The following is a 19283-nucleotide window of genomic DNA, read 5'->3' on the forward strand; positions in this document are numbered from 1 at the left end:
GGCGCGAGGAATCGATGTCGGAACAGTTCGAGGCGGGACTCAAGCAGGCAGCGGCTGCGGTCAACATGCTCAAAGACGCGATCGGACGCGTCGTCGTCGGTCAAAGCGACGTGGTGAACCAGGTCATGTGGGGCCTGGCCGCCGGCGGCCACGTGCTGCTCGAGGGCGCGCCGGGACTCGGCAAAACGCTGCTCGTGCGAACCCTGTCGCAGTGCCTGGATCTCCGCTTCTCGCGCATTCAGTTCACCCCCGACCTGATGCCGAGCGACGTCATCGGCACCAACGTGCTCGTCATGGATCCCTCCCAGCGCGCGACGGGTGCGATGTTCTCCGTGCAAAAAGGCCCGATTTTCGGCCAGATCGTGCTCGCCGACGAGATCAACCGGGCCACGCCCAAGACGCAATCGGCCTTGCTCGAGGCCATGGCGGAGCATGCGGTCACCATCGCGGGAACGCGCCATGCGCTCGAGGAGCCGTTCTTCGTGCTGGCCACGGAGAACCCCATCGAGATGGAGGGCACCTACCCGCTGCCCGAGGCGCAGCTCGATCGCTTCTTGTTGAAAGTCATCGTGCCCAACCCGAGCGAGAACGAATTGGTCGAGGTGCTGGCCCGCACCACCGGCCACGAGCAAGGTGCACCGCCGCGCGTGCTTGGACGCGACGGTGTGTTGCGGCTCCGGTCGATGTGCCGCGACGTGGTGGTCGCCGAGCCGGTGGCTCGCTACGCGGCACGCCTCGTGCGGGCGAGCGATCCCACATCGCCCGACGCACCCGATTTGGTGAAGCGAAGCCTCCGCTATGGCGCCGGCGTGCGGGGTGCGCAATCCTTGGTGCTCGCGGCCAAGGCGGTGGCGCTTTGCGAAGGGCGCGCGAACGTCTCGTTCGCCGACGTCGCAGGCGTAGCCAAGCCTGCCCTGCGCCACCGCATCATCCGCTCCTTCGAGGGCGAGGCCGACGGCGTGTCGACGGACACCGTGATCGACGCGCTGCTCGCGTCGGTGGAGGCACGCCCCGCGAGCGTCGATGCCGAGCGCACGAGGCAGGCATGAAGCGAGGCCTGGCGGCAGCCGCGGTGGTGGCCACCATGGGCCTCATCGCGCTGCCCACAAATGCCCAGAGTCCCACCGATCAGGGTGAAAAAGAGCTCGCCGTGCGGGCGACGCCCGTCTTCGGCAACGAAGCCTCGATGTCGACGGGGTGGACCGAGGTGGCCGTCAGCCTCGAGAACACCGGCACCGCCGCACGCAAAGGGACGGTGGAGCTCTTGGGCGAGGCTTCGTGGGCTCGCGACGAGGAATTCGTTGCGCGCGCACCGTTCAACGTCACCGGCGGGCGCAGCGTGGTGGTGAAGCTGCCGACCCACGGCACCCGCCTCTCGGCGCCGAACCTTTCGGTGCGCGTGCTCGATCCTTCGGGAAAGCAAGTAGGAAAGGCAAGCCTCGGCAGCATTGCCTTCGGCGCACCGCTCTTGGTCGACGTGCACCAGCCATCGCGCCTCGCCCCCTCCCTGCGCAACTGGCCCATTTCCACCACGTGGTCGCCAAGCCGCGTGCCCTATGCGAGCTCCATGGGGCCCGGTGTGGGGCTTACCGTCGGTGTGCCCACGTTCGATCGCGCGACGGGTGATCCCATTCTGCCGGATCGCGCTGCCGGCTATGCGGCCGCGACCGCGGTGTTGATTCACACCGACGTGCTCGCACGCATGGAGGATTCCGCGGCCGAAGCCCTCATGAACTGGGTCATCTCCGGGGGCACCCTCGCGCTCGTTCCTGCGCGCGCGGACGATCTGCGCGGGCCACGGGTGACCGCCCTCGTTGGCGGCACCGCGGCGCCGGCGCCGCCGCCACCGGTGCTGCTCAGCCTTCCCACGCGAACGCGGCCCACCGATCCGGGGCTCTTTCCGACGAATCCCGTGGAGCCGGACGACGATCCGCCGGCGCCGCTGCACTTCGTTCCCATTCGGACCACGGAGCCTTCGGGGCGCGCGGCACCGGGTCCGAGCCCGGCCATCCGCAGCCGGCTGCAGGGGTACGCGGGAGGAAACCTCGCCCCCAGCGTCTACGGCGCGAGCGCGGCCTACGGAACCGGCGAAGTGCACCTCTTGGCCTTCGACCCGACGGAGGCCCCCATGCTGGACGATGCATGGGCGCAAGGGCGGCTGATCGATTTGCTCGAGCACGCGTGGGACCGGCGCGCGATCAACGTCGTGGCGCACGGCGGCGGCGAGTACGACAGCATGAACTTCGACGGCGTGCGGCGCGCGCTCGACCCGAACGAGAACTTCCGCCTCGCGCTGGGCGTCGCGGCGATTTTGCTCGTGCTCTACTCCATCGTGTGCGGGCCGTTGGTCTTTTTGCGCGCGGCCCGCAAGGGCAAGCCGCTCGCGCCGCTCGTCTGGGCCCCGATTTTCAGCTTGGTGACGTTCTTCACCATCGTGGCGGTGGGCTTTCTCGTCAAAGGGTGGCACGGGCGGGCACGCCATTTGGCCATCGTCGAGACGGGCGCCGGCGTGAGCCGCGGGGCCATCCGGCGCTTCCGTGGATTCTTCACCAGCGAAAGCCGCGCCCTGAGCGTCGGCTCGAGCGATGCCGCCTCCGTTCTCTCCGTGGCCAGCGCCGATTCGTCCTCGTCGCAGGAACGAAGCGCGCTTTCGGTGGACCGCAACGGCGTGACCTTGGAAGACATCAACGCGCTGCCTTGGCAAACCATCGTGGTGCAGGAAGACGGCTTTCACGATTTCAAAGGCGGCGTGAGCATCATCGCGGCGAAGGATGGAAGCCTGGACGTGAGCAACCACACGGGGCGGATCTTGAAGAACGTGCTCGTGTCGGTCCCCGGCGATGGGATCCACTTCGTCGATCGAATCGCCGATGGTGCCAGCGTGCACGCGGCCGATACGCAGAAGTTGAGCGGGGTGCTGACGACGGGAAGCGCCACCAAGAGCGCGACGCATACACTGTCGCTGGAGCACATTTTAACGGGATTTCCCGGCAAGAATGATAAACACGGCGAGGCGCTCCGGAGCGCGTGGGGCGTGATGGAGACGGCGCTCGGCGGGTTCGTCGATTGGTGGCCGGACCAGGTGCCGGTGGTGCTCGCCGAGGTGGACGGCGGCGAGGGTGGCACCGCGCGCGATGCAAATCTTCCAGTGGAGAGCGATCGGCTGCTGCTCCGGGTGATCGGCAAGGGAGGTGCGCCGTGACGGCAGCTCCGGCGATCCGGGTGCGGCATCTGTGGCATCGGTTCGGGCGGTTCGACGTGCTGCGCGATGTGAGCTTCGACGTGGCGCATGGCGAGATTTTCGGCTTCATCGGGCCGAACGGTGCGGGCAAGACCACCACGATCCGCGTGATGTCGACGTTGCTCGAGCCGCTCGCAGGGCGTGTGGAGATCGACGGGTACGATGTGACCATCGATCCGGACGCGGTGCGGAAGATCATCGGCTACATGCCGGACCACGCGGGGGTGTACGAGCGCGTGACGGTGCGCGAATACCTGGAGTTCTTCGCCGATGCGTACCGCGTGCCGACGGCGGGGACGAGCTACGCCGTGGTCGATGCCGTGATGGAGCTGACCGATTTGACGAAGCTGCGCGACAAGCTGGTCGCGACCATGTCGAAGGGCATGAAGCAGCGCCTGCAGCTGGCGCGGACGCTGCTCCACGATCCCAAGGTGCTCATTTTGGACGAGCCGGCGAGCGATCTCGATCCGCGTGCGCGCATCGAGATTCGCGACCTGCTCGTGGAGCTGCGCAACCTCGGGAAGACGATTTTCCTGTCGAGTCACATTTTGACGGAGCTCGCCGACGTGTGCACCTCGGTGGCCATTTTGGAACGGGGCCGCCTCGTCGTCTCGGGCCCCATCTCCGAAATCGCGCGCCGCCTCGAACCGCAGGCGCCGCAGCATGCCCCTGCACAGCCCGAGGCGCCAGCACCGCCGCCTCCCGTCTTGACCCGCACCGTGAAACTTCGCGTTCTGGCGCCCGGTGAGGCCGTCGCCGCGGCCCTCACGGGCATGCCCGGCATCCACCGCGTGGCCCCCGGTCCAGCGCATACCGTGCTGGTGACCTATGCCGGGGACGAAACCATGGTCGCGTACATCGTCCGCGCCTTGGTCATGGCCAACATCGGCGTCAGCGGCGTCGAGCCGGAGAGAAACGAGCTCGAACGCATCTTCCTCGAAGTCACCAAAGGTGAAGTCCAATGAAGCTCCTCGAGCGCTGGCTCGCCGAGCCCAATGCCATCTGGATGCGGGAGATGCGCCAATCGGCGCGTCTCGGGCGCACGCCGTGGATCCTGTTCGCGCTCACCTTGAGCATCTCGCTGCTCATGTGCTCCATCGGTGGCATCGCCGCCGCGCGCAACACGAGCCCCGCCAACCTGGGGAGCTGGCTCTTTCAGGTCTTCTTCTCGCTCGCGTACCTCGTCGTGGTCGTCGTGGGGCCGGCTGTCGCGGCCAACAGCATCGCCTCCGAGCGCGAAGGGCGCACGTGGGAGGCCGTCCTGCTCACGGGCCTCACGCCCGCCGACATCGCGCGCGGAAAATTCCTCGCGGCGTACACCACCATTGCGCTCTACATCGTGGTGCTCGCGCCGGTGGGGGCGCTCTCGTTCCTCTTTGGCGGCGTCACCGCCACGGAGGTCATCATTGCCTTCTTCTTCCTCTTCTTGCTCGCGGCGCTGGGCGTCGCGTTCGGGCTGGCCATCAGCTCGCTCATGTCGAGCCTGCGCGGCGCCATCGTCGTCACCTTGATCCTGGCCATTTGCATCGGTCCCCTCGCCTATTCGATGTTCGGCTTCGGGAGCTCCTTCGCCGTGCATCAAATCTGGAACGACGTGCCCGAGGCCCACCCCATTTGGCTCCCCCTCGCCTATTCGCGTGCGCCGTTCGGGCTGAACTACATCGCGCTGCTTCTCGGGGTGCCGCTCCTGTTGGTGCTCGTGCCCGCGTGGTTCCTGTACGAGACGACCATCGCCAACCTGACCGGCGAGGCCGAGGATCGCTCGAGCGGCGTAAAGCGTTGGTTTCTCGTGTGCACGCCGCTCCTGGCCATCGCGGCGGCCATTCCCAGCGCGGCGGCCACCAGCGTGGACCGGGCCGCCATGTGGGCCATTTGGGGGCTCGCACTGTTTTCGCTGCATGCGGGCTTCTGCGTTTTGCGCTTCGGCGCCGAGCCGCCCGGCCCCTCGCGACGCGTGCGCATCCATTGGGAGCGCAGCGACGCGGGCATCGTTCGGCGCTTTCTCGGCCCGGGGCTGGTGAAGACGCAGGTGCTGGCCACCTTGCTCGGGCTCTTGGGGATGGCGCTCATCGCGGGCGTGGACATCGCGTTCATCGCCCGTCACAGTTCGGGCATGGCCGCGCGCGAGGCCATCGAGCAGGTTCTTCTCTTCACCGCCTACGAGATGTTCTTCTACGTCTTCGTCGTCGGGCTCATCTCCTGGCTGCGCGCGCGCAACCCGAGCCCGTGGACCGCGCGCCTCGTGGCCTGCAGCATCCTCTTTCTCATCGCCGTGGGGCCCTGGGTGGCTGCGCTCATCGGCGGCGTGGCCGACTCGCGCGGGCACGATTGGCTGATCGCGGGCGCGCCGAGTCCGTTCTACGTCATCGTCATGCTTCGCGACGTTCATCATCCGACGACCGAGGGCATTCCCTCGGCCATCGCCGGTCTTTCCTGCGCTGCGATTTGGGGCGTATTGGGCCTAGTTTTGCTCGTGCTGGCCTCGCGACGGTGCCGCCGCACGGTGGCCACCCACGATGCGGCCCTGGCCCAAGCGGATGCAGCGCTTGCGGCAGAAGACGTGGCAGCGGCGGAGCCCTCGTGAGCTTGCTCGATCCGGCGTTCGCGCGCGAACTGGAGGCGCTCCGCCGAAAATTGCGCGTCCGCGCGCGCTCGGGCGCGGGCGGCGATCACCTGGGACGGCGCCGGGGTGGCAGCGCGGAGTTCCTCGAGCACCGGCCCTATGCGCCGGGCGACGATCTGCGGCGCATCGACTGGCTGGCCTTCGCGCGCACGGGCGAGCCCGTGTTCAAGTTGTTTCGTGCGGAGGAGGACATCGTCGTGCGGCTCGTCCTCGATGCGAGCGCCTCACTCGACTACGGCACACCGACGAAACTCCTCACGGCGAAGCGCCTGGCCGCGAGCATCGGCTACATGGCGCTCGCCCAATCGGAGCGCACGCAGGTCGTGGCGGCGAACGCCGGTGATTTTCGCATGACCGAGCCCACACGCGGCCGGGCGAGCCTCCCTGCCCTTCTCCGCGCGCTCGACGGGGTCGACGCCCGCGGTGGGACCGATCTGGCGCACACCATCGACACGGTGGTGCAGCGTTCGGCTCGACCGGGCTTGCTGGTCGTGCTCAGCGATTTCCTGGATCCAGGCCCGTTCGATCTGGCCATCTCGCGCGCGGCATCCGCCGGGCACGATGTGGCGTTGGTGCAGGTGCTGGCCCAAGACGAACTCGAGCCCAACTTCGAGGGCGATCTCGCCTTCGAAGACGCCGAAACCGCGGAGCTGGTGGAGGTCACCGTCGATGCGCGCGCCGTGGAGGCGTACCTCGCGCGCCTGAACGGGTTGCTCGCCACGGTGCGTGCCCTGGCCAAGCGTTGCCGCGGCATCTATGTGCGCACGAGCAACGTGGAACCGGCCATCTCGGCGGTGCGTCGCTTCGTCGCGCGCGGGGTCGATTGATGGAGCTCCTCAACCCCAAGGGATTGTGGCTGCTCACGGCCTTGGTGCCGCTCATCGTCCTTTACATCTTGAAGGTGCGCCGTCAGCGCATGCGCGTCGGCTCGACCTGGCTCTGGGCGGCGGCGCAGCGCGATTTGATGGCCAAGCAGCCATTTCGCAAGCTCGTGGCGGAGCTGCCGCTCATCCTGCAGATCCTCGCGCTGGTGGCCCTGGCCATCGCGCTGGCGCGACCCGCAGCCCGCGGCGGAAACATTGCGGGCGACCACGTGGCCATCGTCATCGACACCAGCGCCTCGATGGGGGCGGGCTCGCGCATGGACCTCGCGCGAAAGGCCGCGCACGGCGTGGTGGCGGCGCTCGAGCCAGGGGCCGATGCCATCGTGATCGAGGCCGCCCGCGAGGCGAAGCTCGTCTCGCCTCCCGAACGCGATCGGCGGCGACTCGATGCCGCCGTGGATACCCTTCCCGTGCGCGAAGTCGAAGGCGATCTCGCGCCGGCGGTGGCCTTGGCCGCCGATCGGCTGCGGAGCATGGGCGGGCGCCGGCGCATCGTGTTGGTGACCGATGGTGCCCTCGCGCACGATGCGCCGCTTGCCGCGGCGGACGTTCCGGTCCAAGTCATCACCGTGGGCGAGCCCGCGCCCAACGCAGCCATCGTGCGCGTGGACGTGCGCGCCGGCGTCGACACCGCAACCGACGGTGCACGCCGCGCCGAGCAAGCGCAGGTCTTCGTGATGGTGCGCAATGACGCGGATCGCGCGCGCGACGCCTTCGTGACCTTGCGCATCGAGGACCGCGCAGAGCCCATCGCCTCGCGCCGCGTTCTCTTGCCGGCGAAGGACAAAACGCCGGTGGTGCTGACCTTCGAGCCCAACGTGGCCGATCGCGGCAAGGGCCTCGTCGTGCAGCTCGCGTCCGAGGGCGATGCGCTGGCCATCGACGACACGGCCTATGGGCGCGTGCCCTCGGGGTACAAGATGCCGGTCACCCTGGCATCCCGTGCGCCCTATTCGTGGGTGGCGCGTGCCCTCGACGCCGATCCGAGCATCGATCTGCAGCGCATCACGGTGGACCAGCTGGCGACGGTCAACGTCGACCCGGAGGCGCTCGTCATCGTCGAGGGCGCGTGCCCGGAGAACCCGCCGGGCCGCGATCTCGTCGTCGTCGCGCCGCCGGAGGGACGATGCCGCGAGACGGATGTCCTCGCCCCCGTCACGCAGCCGCAGCTCACGTCGTGGGAATCGGGCGATGCGCGCTTCCGCTTTCTCACCTTGGACGGCGTGCACGTGGCGCGTGCCACGCCGCTGCGCGCCATCGGATCGGAGGCTTCACTCGTGCGCGCGGGCACGACGACCTTGATCGCGGATGCGTCCGTCCCTGGCAAGGCGGTGACCATCGTCGGCTTCGACGTGGGCGACAGCGATTGGCCGCTTCAAGCATCGTTCGTTCTCTTCGTGCGCAATCTCGTCGAGCAAGCGCGCCTGCACCGCACGCAAGGCGCCGCCGGTCCCTTGCGCACGGGCGATCCGTTGCGCGTGGCGGTGCCGAACGGGGTCACGACGGTGCGGGTGGAAGGCCCGGGAATGGCCGATCACGAGGTCGCGGTCAGCGGCGGGTTCGTGGTGGTTCCCGCGGTGGACCGGGCGGGCATCTACCACGTGCGATGGAGCACGCCGCGCGTGGGGGCGACGGCGATTGCCGCCAACCTGACGAGCGAAGCGGAGAGCAACATCACCCCGCGTCCCGTGACCATCGAGACCGGCGGCGGTGCGGCCGCGGCCGTGCAAACCGCGCCGGCCCACCGCGAGTGGAATACGTGGCTTCTGGCGCTGGCCGCCGCCATTTTGGCCTTCGACCTATGGTGGCTCACACGCGCGCGGACGGCGGCCGCAAAGGTCGGCAAGAGCGCCATCGCCATCGCGGTTCTGGCGGCGCTGCCGCTGCCTTACGTGTGGCTCGCGCACGCGGGCGTCATCCGCGAGACGTACGTGCGCTTCGGCGTGCCGTTTGCGCTGTGGTTCGTGCTGGCCGGTGGCGCCTTCGTGGCCTGGCGGCTCGCGAAGCTGCCCGCGCGCATGGGCGGAGGACGGCGCCAGCTCGTCACATGGCTAGTGGCGGCATCCATCCTCGGCGCGCTCGTCGCGGTGGCCGAGCCCGAGCTTGGCCGGCCGCTCGATCGAACGACCTTGATCGTGGCACTCGATCGCTCGCGCTCGATCGACCTGGTTTCCGCAGCCGAAAAGCGCATGACGAGCGAACTCGAGCTCGCCGAGCGCGGGATGCACGACGACGATCGCATCGGGGTGGTCGCCTTCGCCGCAGATGCGCAAACCGAGGATCCGCCGCGCCCGAAGAGCGATGCCCCACCGCCCCAGCGCGCCAACGTGGGCCGTGACGGGACGGATCTGGCAGGGGCCATCCGGCGCTCGCTGGCCGAGTTGCCGGCCGACACGGCAGGACGCATCGTGCTGATGACCGACGGCGTGCAGACGCGGGGCGATGCCCTCGCGGCCTCGGCGCTCGCGGTGGCGGCGAATGTACCCATCGACGTGGTGCCACTGGATCAGCGCGTCATTCCCGACGTGCGCGTGGTCAGCGTGCGGGCACCCGTGCGCGCCGATGAAGGCGAGCCGCTCGATCTGCGGGTGGTGACCTCCAGTGCGGCGCCGGCCGAGGTGGAGGTGCGCATCAAGCGCGATGGCGAGCTTCTGCACACGGGGCGCGCGCGCATCGGTGCGGGAGAAGACGTGCTCCGTTTGCGCGAAACGGCCGCGGCGCCGGGTCTGCATCGCTACGACGTGGAGGTCTCCGCGCTCGATCCGAATGCCGACGGCGCACCGGAGGACAATGCGGGAAGCGCCTTCGTGCGGGTGCGCGGTCCGTCGCTGGCCCTGCTGCTCGAAGGCGACCGTGGCAAGGGCGAGCCCTTGGCGCAGGCGCTGGAGGCAACGGGCTTCCGCGTGGCGCAACGCACGACCAGCGGTGTGCCGGCCGACGTGGGCGAGCTCGCCGGGTTCGATCTGGTGGTTCTGAGCGACGTGCGCGCGAGCGATCTCGCACCGTCGCAGATCGATGCGCTGGCCAGCTACACCAAGGACCTGGGCGGCGGCCTTTTGCTGATGGGCGGCGATCGGTCGATGGGACCGGGCGGCTATGCGCGCACGCCCATCGAGGACGTGTCGCCGGTGTCGTTCGATTTGAAGGAGGAGAAGCGCCGGGCCTCCCTCGCAGAGGTCATCGTCATCGATTACTCCGGCTCGATGGGCATGACGGTGGGCGGCAAGACGAAGCTGGCCCTCGCCAACGAGGCCGCCGCGCGCTCGGCGTCGCTCCTCGGGCCCGGGGACCGACTGGGCGTGGAGCATGTGGATGATCGCGTGGCGTGGACCATCCCCGTGGGCCCGGTCAGCGATGTCGACACCATTGCGAAGAAGATTCAGTCCGTGGACGTGGGCGGTGGCGGCATCTACACGGACATTGCGCTGCGCGAAGGGTACGACGCGCTGATGAAGGAGTCGGTGAACTTGAAGCACCTGCTCCTCTTTGCCGACGGCGACGACGCCGAACGGCTCGGCGGGTGCCGCGTGATGGTCAAGTCCGCGATGGATCGGGGCATCACGACCAGTGTGATTTCCCTGGGGCGGGGCAACGACACCGCCGAGCTGGAGGTGCTGTCGAAGATTGGCGGCGGGCGCTTCTACTTGATTGACGACGCGAGCAAGCTGCCGGCGGTGTTTTCGCAGGAGACGATTCTGGCGAGCAAGGGCGCCATCAAGGAGACGCCGTTCCACGCCGGCGCGGGCTCGCCCATGCCGGCGACGCGCGGGATCGATTTCAACGGCGCACCGGCGCTCGGTGGGTACGTCATCACGGTGAAGAAGCCTCGGGCGACGGTGGGGCTGGTGGCGGATGAGGGCGATCCGCTTCTGGCCACCTGGTCCGTGGGCATCGGCCGCGCGTCGGCGTTCACGAGCGACTTCAAGGACCGATGGGGCCGCGAATGGTTGCGCTTTCCGGGCGCGGTGAAGATGTTCGGGCAGCTGGCCCGCGATACGGCGCGCAAGGCGGACGATCCGCGGGTGCGGCTCGAGAGCGATACCTCCGGGGGTGAGCTTCACGTGCGCGCCGACGTGGTGGGCGACGACGGGCGCGCGCAAACGTTCCGTCGCTTGACGGTGCACGTGGCGGGGCCGGACGGCTTTGCCCGCGACGTGGCGTTGGAGGCGGTGGGGGCCGGGCGCTATGCGGCGTCGGTGCCGCTCTCGCGCCCGGGGACGTACGTGGCCACGGCCAAGGACGAGTTGAGCGGCGAGGCCGTGGGAACGACGGGCGCCGCGCTGATGGCCGGTGAGGAGCTGCGCCCCACGGGGACGGATCGCGCGCTGCTCGCGCGGATTGCGATGATGAGCGGCGGCAAGGTGCGCGATACCCTGGCGGGTATCTACGACGAGCGCGGGCCGCGTCGTTTTGCGTATTCACCGCTCGTGGCCCCGCTGGCGTTTCTCGCGGCGGTGGCGATGGTGCTCGGCGTGGGGGCGCGCCGGCTTGGGATGCCCGATTTCGTCACGAAGGTGCTGGCGCGCGCGCGAAGTGCCAAGGAGCACCGGCGCGAGCGCCGCGCCGAAGCCGCACAACGCGCACGCGAGCTGGAGCAGCTCAATGCCGCGCTTCTCGCGACGAAGAAAAAGGCCGCTCCGCGCAAGGAGAGCGCTCCCCTCGCGGCTCCCCCACCCCGAGCCTCGGCGTCCAACCCCAATCCTCCGCCGCCCGCGAGTCCTGCAGAACGTGAGCTCACCGCGGCCGAGAAACTCGCCCTCCGTCGCCGCGAACGGCGCTAGATGCAGGCGGCTACTTCATCGCGATCAACACGATGATCAGCAGCAGCAACACCACGCCGCCTGCGATCGCCGGCATCAGCCACTTGGGCTGGTCTTTCGACGACAGCCCCGCAATCTCGATGGGCTCGTCCTCGACGCCGTTGGAACGACCCGGCACCGTGTTCGCGGTGCGCGCCGCAACTTCGGCGGCGCGAGCGTCGTATTGCACGGGTGGCGACGGCGCATACGCATCCGGTGGCGGAGCTTTCCCTGCCAACGCACCGTAGGGAACGGCGCCCCCGTCGGGCGATTGCACCACGATGCCGCCGCCACCGCTCTGCGCGTGGACCAGGCCGGCGGCGGGGGCGGTGGGCGGGAAACCAGGGTGCGCGGCGACCGGCTGCGACATCGCAAAGGGATCCGCCGATGCCTCGAGCACGTTGATCTGCCGCGTCTTCAGCAAATGCGGCCGCGCGGTTTCGATGAGCTGCGCCAACTCCGCCTGCGGCGTCTTCGCCCACGCGAAATGGTCCCCGGTGAGCCCGTACGCGCGGCCAACGGCATCCGCGAGCATCCCCACAGACTGGGTGCGGATGTTCGGATTCTTCGCCATCGCCTCCTCCATCACGTCGTCCAACGCGGGCGGCGGAGGATTGGAGCGGCCTTGGCAACGCACACTCGGCGGGTCTGCGTCTTTGGTCAGAATGGCCAAGAGAATCGACGGACCGTTGGTACCGGGGAATGGCACCCCGCCGCACAGGCACTCGTACGCGATGGCGGCCAGCGCGAACACGTCCGCGCGACTGTCCAACGTCTCCAAGCCCTGCGCCTGCTCCGGTGCCATGTAATACGGCGACCCAATCGTGGTCCCGAGCACCGTGAGCTTCTTCGCGTCGGTGTTTTTGTCCTTCACCGAACCGAAGTCCAAAATCTTCACGACATCGCCATCGCGGCTGCCGCACAAGAACAGATTGTCCGGCTTCAAATCGCGGTGAACGAAGTTGATGGCGTGCGCGGCATCGAGCCCGATGGCGGTCTGCGACAGCATGCGGATGACGCGTTCCGGTGGAATCGAGTGCTCGCGACGCAGCACCACGCGGAGCTCCTCACCGTCGAGGAACTCCATGACCATCAGCCAGTCGCGCGTCTGCGGATCCTGCTGGAAGTCGAGCACCTGCACGATATGGTCGTGCGGCAGCTTTGCACTAATCTCGAACTCGCGGCGGAAGCGTTCGACCGACACTTCGTCCCGCGCGACGTCGTCGTGCAAAACTTTGACGGCAATGCGCGTGTCCGTGGCCTTGTCGACGCCCTCGTACACGCGCCCCATGCCGCCGTCGGCGATGACCCGCCGAATCTCGTAGCGGTTGCACAGACGCAGGCCAATGCGGCGATCGTCCTCGCTCGCCACAGGGACCATGCTCGTGAAGACGAGTCCCGTGCCGTCCGCGGCACAAAAGCCGGCATCGTTGGGGTACACCCGTTGGCACTTGGGACAGCTCTTCACTGGCTCGATTAGCCTTCTTTCACTGGCTGCGCAGCCGCCGCAGGCGAGACGAAGTAAATGATACGGTTGCACGACGGGCACTGGTCGAGCAATGGCTCACGTCGCAAGCGATGAAAAAGTTGCGGCGGAAGCGCCATGTTGCACGCCTTGCAGGTGCCGTCCGAAGTTTGCGCGATGCCCGTCCCGCGCTTGCTGCGGATTTGTTCGTAACGGCGGTAGAGCACGGGCGGCAGCTTCTTCGCCGCGACCTCGCGATCGGTGACGCGCTTGGCCTTCTGCGATTCGACCTCGCTCAAGCGCGAGCTGATGTCGCCCTCTTGCGATCCCAGCTCAGCGGAAATTTTGCTGGCCTCTCCCTCGGTGCCCTCGATGCCCTGGCGGGCGCCTTCGGCCTCGGTCGTCAGCTTGCCGATTTCCTCTTCGCGATCGCGCAGGAGCTTGCGGAGCTCCTCGAGCTCGCGCTGCGCGGCGTTGGCCTCGCGCTCGTTGCGCGAGCGGTTCATCTTCTCGCGCGAGTGCTCGATCTGCTGATTCATCTGCCGAACCTCGGCCACCAAATCGGAGCGCGTCTTGTCGAGCGCAGCGATGTGGGCGCGGTCCGTCTTCAACTTGTCCTCCAGCTTCTGGAGGCTTCCTCGTAGTGCGTCGAGCGTTGAACGCTCTTGATTGAGCTGGTCCTCGAGGATTTTCAGCTCCGCATCGACGGAGGCCAGTTCCTCGAGCGAACGAATCTGCTCGGTGATGCTCAAGCTCTCACTCCTTGGCGGGTGCCGTCAGATGACCCGCTCTTGAAGACGGTGCGGTGCAGGCAACCGGCTTCCTGAGAATCATGCTTTCGTGGGCCCACCTGGGTTCGAACCAGGAACAGCCCGGTTATGAGCCGGGGGCTCTGACCGATTGAGCTATGGGCCCGGCAAGCTGGGGGTAGCACGGGGCGAACCGTAGTCGAATCAGCTTATCTATTCAACGCCTCGCAGCGAACGAGACGCGCCTCGACTTGATCTTTTCCTTCCGCGGACGCACCTACAGCGAGCAGAAGCACTGCCGGTCCGGACGATTTGGACGAAAGCGGACTCTGACCGTCGAGGGCGGGCATCGCCATGGGGGTCGCGGGGGCGGCCGATCCATCGAGGAAAACGGCCTGCGCGTGCTCGGTCACGTCCGTGTAGAAGAGCCAGCGACTGCCCGGGGTGCCCAGCGGAGCCGGATCGCCCTGCCCCACGCCTCCGGTCACCAGCGCTTGCGATGGCTGGACGCCGTCGTCGCGCACCCCGATGCGAAGGATGCGGCCACCCTCGCCTTCTTGCGTGGTTTCGCCGTCGTCGCGCACGAAGAGTTCCACGGTGCCATCGGCGCCCGCGAGCCAGTCGAACGCGGTCACGTGCCCCGCGTCGCTCGTGACGCGACGCACCTCGCCCACGCGCTTGCCCGCGTCGTCGATGCGCGCGATTTCGAGCCAGGAAAAGGCGCGATCTTCGCCGGGGCCTTCGATTCCATTTGGGTCATTCTCGCCCCGCGGATCGCGGCGGCGGGCAATCCAGCCGAGCCAAAAACCTCCGCCCGCGCGCGCGATGCCGTGCGGCCGCTCGACGTCGGCGCCGCTCGCGGAAACGATCGCGCCGCCAACGTTTTTTTCCGCTGATTGGGGAATCACGGCGACCTTGATGACGCCACGCTCCACGCCGGCGTCGCCGCTGGCCGCGTCCTCGTCCCATGCCACGATGCCGGGCCCCTCGGGCGAGGTGACGACGTCGAATGCGAGGGACTCGTCGCGCTCTTGGGCCAATTCGACGAAGGCCGCCGCCGTCGTGCCCTGCACGCGCGAGAGCACGAGGTTGCGGCCGTCGCCCGCGCGCGCATAGCCCGCGGCGAAAAGATCGCCGCGGTGCACGAAGGGCCGCGGCGGCGGGAGATCGCCCGTGGCCTGACCGAGATCGACGAAGGTCGCCCCTCCGCTGAGATCAGCCTTCACGACGGCGAGGCTGGCACGCCGATCCTTGCCGGCGCGCCGCACGAGTCCGATGGCGTAGCCGTCGTTCGTCGCCACGCCCTCACCGACCAAGGCATCGCCGCGCGCGAATCCTTCGCCGAGTGCGACGGCATTGGGCTCGCGCGTGCAGCGCGCGGGAAGGCCGCCCTCGGGCACGCCGGCATCGGCCGCGGACTCGGCGCGGCCCGGCGAGGAGCAGGCCCGGATGACCAGGGTCAAGCCCACCGCGCACACGGCCGCCCATGCGGCGACCGAGAGCAGGAGCCTTTTCGGCATGCCGAACGGCATTGCCTAGCCGAGGGCGCGCGTCGCGGTGATGGGGCCCTGGAAGCCGTCGATCACCTCGAGCGCCAGCTCGTATTTCTCGAGCGGCGGCATGATGTACGCGCCGGCCACCTTGTCGCGCACGGCCGCGAGCATCTCGCGCGCGATGGCCACGCCTTCCTTGCGGCCCGCGGCACCGCTTCCCGCTTTGCGCATGCGCTCGCGCACGTGCTCGGGAACCTGCATGCCCGGCACCTCGTTGTGCAAGAACTCCGCGTTGCGGTAGCTCGCCAGCGGCAAAAGGCCCACGAGCACGGGCAATTGGAGCGGCGCGATGTCGGCGAGGAACCGATCGAGCGCCGCCGGATCGTAGACGGGCTGGGTCATCACCAGCTCGGCCCCCGCCTCCTTCTTCAACTTGAGGCGCTCGATCTCGCGCGGGTAGTTCAGCGCGGAAGGTTCGGCGCCGGTGGCGAGCACGAAGCGCGTGACGTCGCCCAGCGCGCGGCCGCCGGGGTCGATGCCGTTGTTCAAACGCGCGGCGAGCTTCAAAATGCCGATGGAATCGAGATCGTAGACGGGGGTCGCATCGGGGAACTCGCCCATTTTCGGCGGGTCGCCGGTGATGACGACGAGGTTGCGAATGCCCATGTCGTGCGCACCGAGAAGATGCGCCAGGGTGCCGAGCAGATTGCGATCGCGCCCGCAGACGTGAAGGATGGTCTCGATGCCGACCTCGCGCTGGATGCGTCCGGCCATGACGAGGTTGCTCATGCGCGCTTGCGCGCGGGCGCCATCGGCGATGTTGATGACATCGACGCCGCCCTCTTTGAGCATGCGCGCGGCGTTCACCGCCTTCGAGGGGTCGAGGCCAATGGGCGGGTTGACCTCGACGGAGACGACGAAGCGTTTGCCGATTTTGCTGGCGAGATCGCTCTTCTTTTCGAACGACACGGGCAAGAGGCCACGCGGAAGAGCAGCGACCTGCGAGGTGCCTTCGTCACGCACGACGACGCTGGAATCTGGCTCGCGCGCATCGGCGGCACCGGCCATACGCGCCGAGGCTGCGATGCGCTTGATGTGCTCGGGCGTGGTGCCGCAACACCCGCCGACGGCGCGCACGCCAAGCTTGAACATGCGGCGCGCATACAGGCCGAAGTACTCGGGGGTGGAGACGTAAACGAGGCGCTCGTCCACGCGGCGCGGGAGGCCTGCGTTGGGCACCGCCCAGACGGGAAGGCCGAGCCGGAGCATCTGCTCGGCGGCGGAGAGGACGTTCATGGGGCCATCGGAGCAGTTGACCCCGACGACGGCGGCGCCCTCGTCCCGGAGCTGCGAGGCGATTTCCAGCGCGGAGGTGCCGTCGGCCATGCGGCCGTGCTCGTCGAGGGATGCGCACGCCACGACCGGCACTTTGCCAGCCGAAGCCTTCACGGCCGCATCCAACGCAACGAGGAGCTCGTTGGGCTGGCGGAACGTCTCCACCACGAGAACGTCGATCCCAGCTTCGACGAGCGCATCCGCCTGCTCGCGCAGGGCCACCCGGACCTTGGCGAGATCGCTCGCGCTGGCCTCGCCGAGGAAGTAGCCGCTGGGTCCGATGGCACCGGCCACGTACGCACGCCCGCCTGCCGCCGCACGCGCGAGGGCCACGCCCGCCAGATTGAGCTCGCGCACGCGCGACTGGAGGCCGTGCTTCTCGAGGCGAAGCGCGTTCGCACCGAAGGTGTTCGTCTCCAGCACGGTGGCGCCGGCACGCACGTAATCCTCGTGAACGCGGGTGACGACCTCGGCGCGGGAAACGTTGAGCTCTTCGAAGCACGTGCTGTAAAGGATGCCTCGCTCGTAGAGCTGCGTGCCCATAGCCCCATCGACGACGAGGGGTTCGGACGCAAGGTGCTCGAGGAACGGACGTAGGGGACGCGCAGTCATTTCCGCGAAGGTATAGCTCGGATGTACCGGGAGCGCAGCGGGAACGCGCTCGGGCCGCTATAAAGGATCCCGTGAGCGAGCTCTCCATCGAACTGGAACGTGCCCTTCCCTCCCTGCGAAGGAGTACCGATTCGGCCGATCGCGTCGCCTACGCGCGCGATCTCTGGCCGCGCCATCACCTGGCGGTACGCGCGGGAAACGTGGCGGAGCATCGCCCCGGCGTGATCGTGTGGCCGGCTTCCACCGAGGAGGTGCAATCGCTCGTGCAGTGGGCACGCCGAACGCGCACGCCGCTGGTTCCATTCGGTGCGGGGAGCGGCGTGTGCGCGGGCATCTTGCCGCGCGAGGACGTGGTGGTTGTCGATTTGAAGCGCATGAACCGATGGCGCGCCTTCGATCCAAACGCGCCATCGCTCGACGTGGAGGCCGGGCACATGGGTCTTCCGTTGGAGGAGGAGCTGGGGCGGCACGGCTTCACCTTGGGGCATTTTCCTTCGTCGATTCTGTGCAGCACCGTGGGCGGCTGGGTCGCGGCGCGCAGTGCAGGGCAGAACTCGGGCTACTACGGAAAGATCGAGGACATGGTGGCCTCGCTCGAATGCGTCACCGGGCGTGGCGAGGTCGTGCGGCTGCATCGGCGCACGAATGGGCCCGACTTGGTGCCACTGGTCGTGGGCAGCGAGGGGACGTTGGCCATCGTCACGTCGGCGACGTTGCGGCTTCACCGCGCCCCCGAGTCGCGTGGGTTTGCGTCGTGGAGCTTTCCCTCGACGGAAGATGGGTGGGAGGCGATGCGTGTGCTCTTTCAATCGGGGCTGCGGCCGGCGGTCTGTCGTCTGTACGATCCGTTCGACGCGATGCTGGCGCGCCGCGGAAGCGTGAAGAGTCATGCTTCTGGGAAGAAGAAGGCGCCGGGCGCAGGCGCTGCGGCATTGCGGGCGCTGTTGCGAAGGCCGGCGGCGTTCAATGCGCTCGTCGACAGCGGGCTCGGGACGAAAGCGTTCGGCGGTGCGCTCATCGTGGCCGTGTTCGAGGGACAGGGCGAGCAGCCGACACGCGATGCGGAGGCGGCGCGAAGGCTCGTGGAATCGTGCCGCGGCGAGTACCTCGGTGAAGGTCCCGCGCGCCGCTGGATGGCGCACCGGTACTCCATCAGCTACCGGCAGGCTCCGACCATTGCGTCGGGGCTCTTTTTGGACACGATGGAGGTCTGCGCGACGTGGTCACGCCTCGGCGCGCTCTATCACGGCGTGCGCCGGGCCCTCGGTGAGAGCGTTTTCGTGATGGCCCATCTGAGCCACGCGTACCCCGACGGCTGCTGCATCTATTTCTCCTTTGCCGGAAGCGCCGCACCGGGCGCCCGGGCCGGCGAGTGGGACGCCGCCTGCGAACGCGTCTACGACGCCACTTGGCAGCGCGCGTTGGACGCCGCCATTGCCGCGGGCGGTACGCTGGCGCACCACCACGGTGCCGGCCGCTCGAAGGCACCGCGGCTCGGCCGCGAATTGGGCCGCGGCGTCGAGGTGGTGCGCGCCTTGAAGCGCGCATTCGATCCCGATTCCGTTTTGAACCCGGGCAATCTCATTCCGCCCATCGAGCCATTTCCCTATGCGGACGACGCGCACGCGAAGGCGGTGCACGCATGAAGGTGGATCGCGAAAGTCTTCTCGTCGACATCGACGCGCGCACGAAGCTCAGCGACATCGAGGTTGCGCTCTCGAGCGACGACCTCACCTTGGGCGTGGCCGATTTCGCAATGCATCGCGACAAAGACGTGGGCACCTGGCTCGGCGAAGGGGCGCCCGGCGCACCGGATCCGTGGCTCGACCCTGCCGATCACCTCATCGCCGGCCTCGACGCGACGTTGCCCGACGGCACCTCGTTGTCCATCCGCCCCGCGCCACGCCGCTCCACGGGCCCCGACTTGATGGCGCTCGCCTTCGGCATGCACGGGCGCTTCGTCACCATCACGCGCGCCTGGCTCCGCGTCCACCCCCGCGCCATCCCCCGCCCCTCGACCGAGCTTTTTCACATGGAGCGCAATCCGGCCCTTTCACCGGACGAAGAAGCGCTCCTCGCCGC

11 protein-coding genes and 1 tRNA gene are annotated in these 19283 nt (G+C 68.3%); 7 read left to right on the forward strand and 5 right to left on the reverse strand.

Annotation, left to right across the window (positions count from 1 at the left end):
- Positions 1 to 14: 14 nt before the first annotated feature.
- The 6 genes from LZC95_24995 to LZC95_25020 are packed head-to-tail and all read left to right on the forward strand — an operon-like array spanning position 15 to position 11529.
- Positions 15 to 1049, forward strand: a complete 1035-nt coding sequence (locus tag LZC95_24995) for an AAA family ATPase (protein WXB00061.1) — start codon at positions 15 to 17, stop codon at positions 1047 to 1049.
- A complete protein-coding gene (locus LZC95_25000) occupies positions 1046 to 3202 on the forward strand; it encodes a hypothetical protein (protein ID WXB00062.1) in 2157 nt (718 codons plus the stop codon). The genes LZC95_24995 and LZC95_25000 overlap by 4 nt, the downstream gene beginning before the upstream one ends.
- Positions 3199 to 4206, forward strand: coding sequence for an ABC transporter ATP-binding protein (locus LZC95_25005; protein WXB00063.1), 1008 nt, complete (start codon positions 3199 to 3201; stop codon positions 4204 to 4206). The genes LZC95_25000 and LZC95_25005 overlap by 4 nt, the downstream gene beginning before the upstream one ends.
- The gene (locus LZC95_25010) at positions 4203 to 5825 is read left to right on the forward strand and encodes an ABC transporter permease (protein WXB00064.1); all 1623 of its coding nucleotides are present in this window, start codon (positions 4203 to 4205) and stop codon (positions 5823 to 5825) included. The genes LZC95_25005 and LZC95_25010 overlap by 4 nt, the downstream gene beginning before the upstream one ends.
- Positions 5822 to 6691, forward strand: coding sequence for a DUF58 domain-containing protein (locus tag LZC95_25015; GenBank protein ID WXB00065.1), 870 nt, complete (start codon positions 5822 to 5824; stop codon positions 6689 to 6691). Before LZC95_25010 ends, LZC95_25015 begins: the two co-directional genes overlap by 4 nt.
- Entirely contained in the window at positions 6691 to 11529 is a 4839-nt protein-coding gene (locus LZC95_25020; GenBank protein ID WXB00066.1) for a VWA domain-containing protein, read from the forward strand. Before LZC95_25015 ends, LZC95_25020 begins: the two co-directional genes overlap by 1 nt.
- A 10-nt stretch (positions 11530 to 11539) precedes the next feature.
- Here the strand turns inward: LZC95_25020 and LZC95_25025 are convergent, their stop codons facing one another.
- The 5 genes from LZC95_25025 to LZC95_25045 all read right to left on the reverse strand — a co-directional run bounded on the left by LZC95_25025 (position 11540) and on the right by LZC95_25045 (position 17201).
- A complete protein-coding gene (locus LZC95_25025; GenBank protein ID WXB00067.1) occupies positions 11540 to 13015 on the reverse strand; it encodes a protein kinase in 1476 nt (491 codons plus the stop codon).
- A gap of 8 nt (positions 13016 to 13023) precedes the next feature.
- Complete coding sequence (locus tag LZC95_25030) at positions 13024 to 13764, reverse strand: C4-type zinc ribbon domain-containing protein (protein WXB00068.1); 741 nt, start codon at positions 13762 to 13764, stop codon at positions 13024 to 13026.
- Between the two features lie 89 nt (positions 13765 to 13853).
- Positions 13854 to 13927, reverse strand: a tRNA-Ile gene (locus LZC95_25035).
- A gap of 43 nt (positions 13928 to 13970) precedes the next feature.
- A complete protein-coding gene (locus LZC95_25040) occupies positions 13971 to 15281 on the reverse strand; it encodes a hypothetical protein (protein WXB00069.1) in 1311 nt (436 codons plus the stop codon).
- A gap of 15 nt (positions 15282 to 15296) precedes the next feature.
- A complete protein-coding gene (locus tag LZC95_25045) occupies positions 15297 to 17201 on the reverse strand; it encodes a bifunctional homocysteine S-methyltransferase/methylenetetrahydrofolate reductase (protein ID WXB00070.1) in 1905 nt (634 codons plus the stop codon).
- 71 nt (positions 17202 to 17272) lie between these two features.
- On the opposite strand from LZC95_25045, the gene LZC95_25050 reads away from it, so the two are divergent.
- On the forward strand, positions 17273 to 18847 hold the full coding sequence (locus LZC95_25050; GenBank protein ID WXB00071.1) for an FAD-binding oxidoreductase: 1575 nt from the start codon (positions 17273 to 17275) through the stop codon (positions 18845 to 18847).
- Positions 18848 to 19283: the final 436 nt, after the last annotated feature.

Source organism: Sorangiineae bacterium MSr12523, assembly GCA_037157775.1.
GTDB classification, from domain to species: Bacteria; Myxococcota_A; Polyangia; order Polyangiales; family Polyangiaceae; genus Pendulispora; species Pendulispora brunnea.

Coding starts and splice junctions, on each gene's coding strand:
- LZC95_24995 (WXB00061.1), top strand. CDS start 15: ATGTCGGAACAGTTCGAGGCGGGACTCAAGCAGGCAGCGGCTGCGGTC.
- LZC95_25000 (WXB00062.1), top strand. CDS start 1,046: ATGAAGCGAGGCCTGGCGGCAGCCGCGGTGGTGGCCACCATGGGCCTC.
- LZC95_25010 (WXB00064.1), top strand. CDS start 4,203: ATGAAGCTCCTCGAGCGCTGGCTCGCCGAGCCCAATGCCATCTGGATG.
- LZC95_25020 (WXB00066.1), top strand. CDS start 6,691: ATGGAGCTCCTCAACCCCAAGGGATTGTGGCTGCTCACGGCCTTGGTG.
- LZC95_25040 (WXB00069.1), bottom strand. CDS start 15,281: ATGCCGAAAAGGCTCCTGCTCTCGGTCGCCGCATGGGCGGCCGTGTGC.
- LZC95_25045 (WXB00070.1), bottom strand. CDS start 17,201: ATGACTGCGCGTCCCCTACGTCCGTTCCTCGAGCACCTTGCGTCCGAA.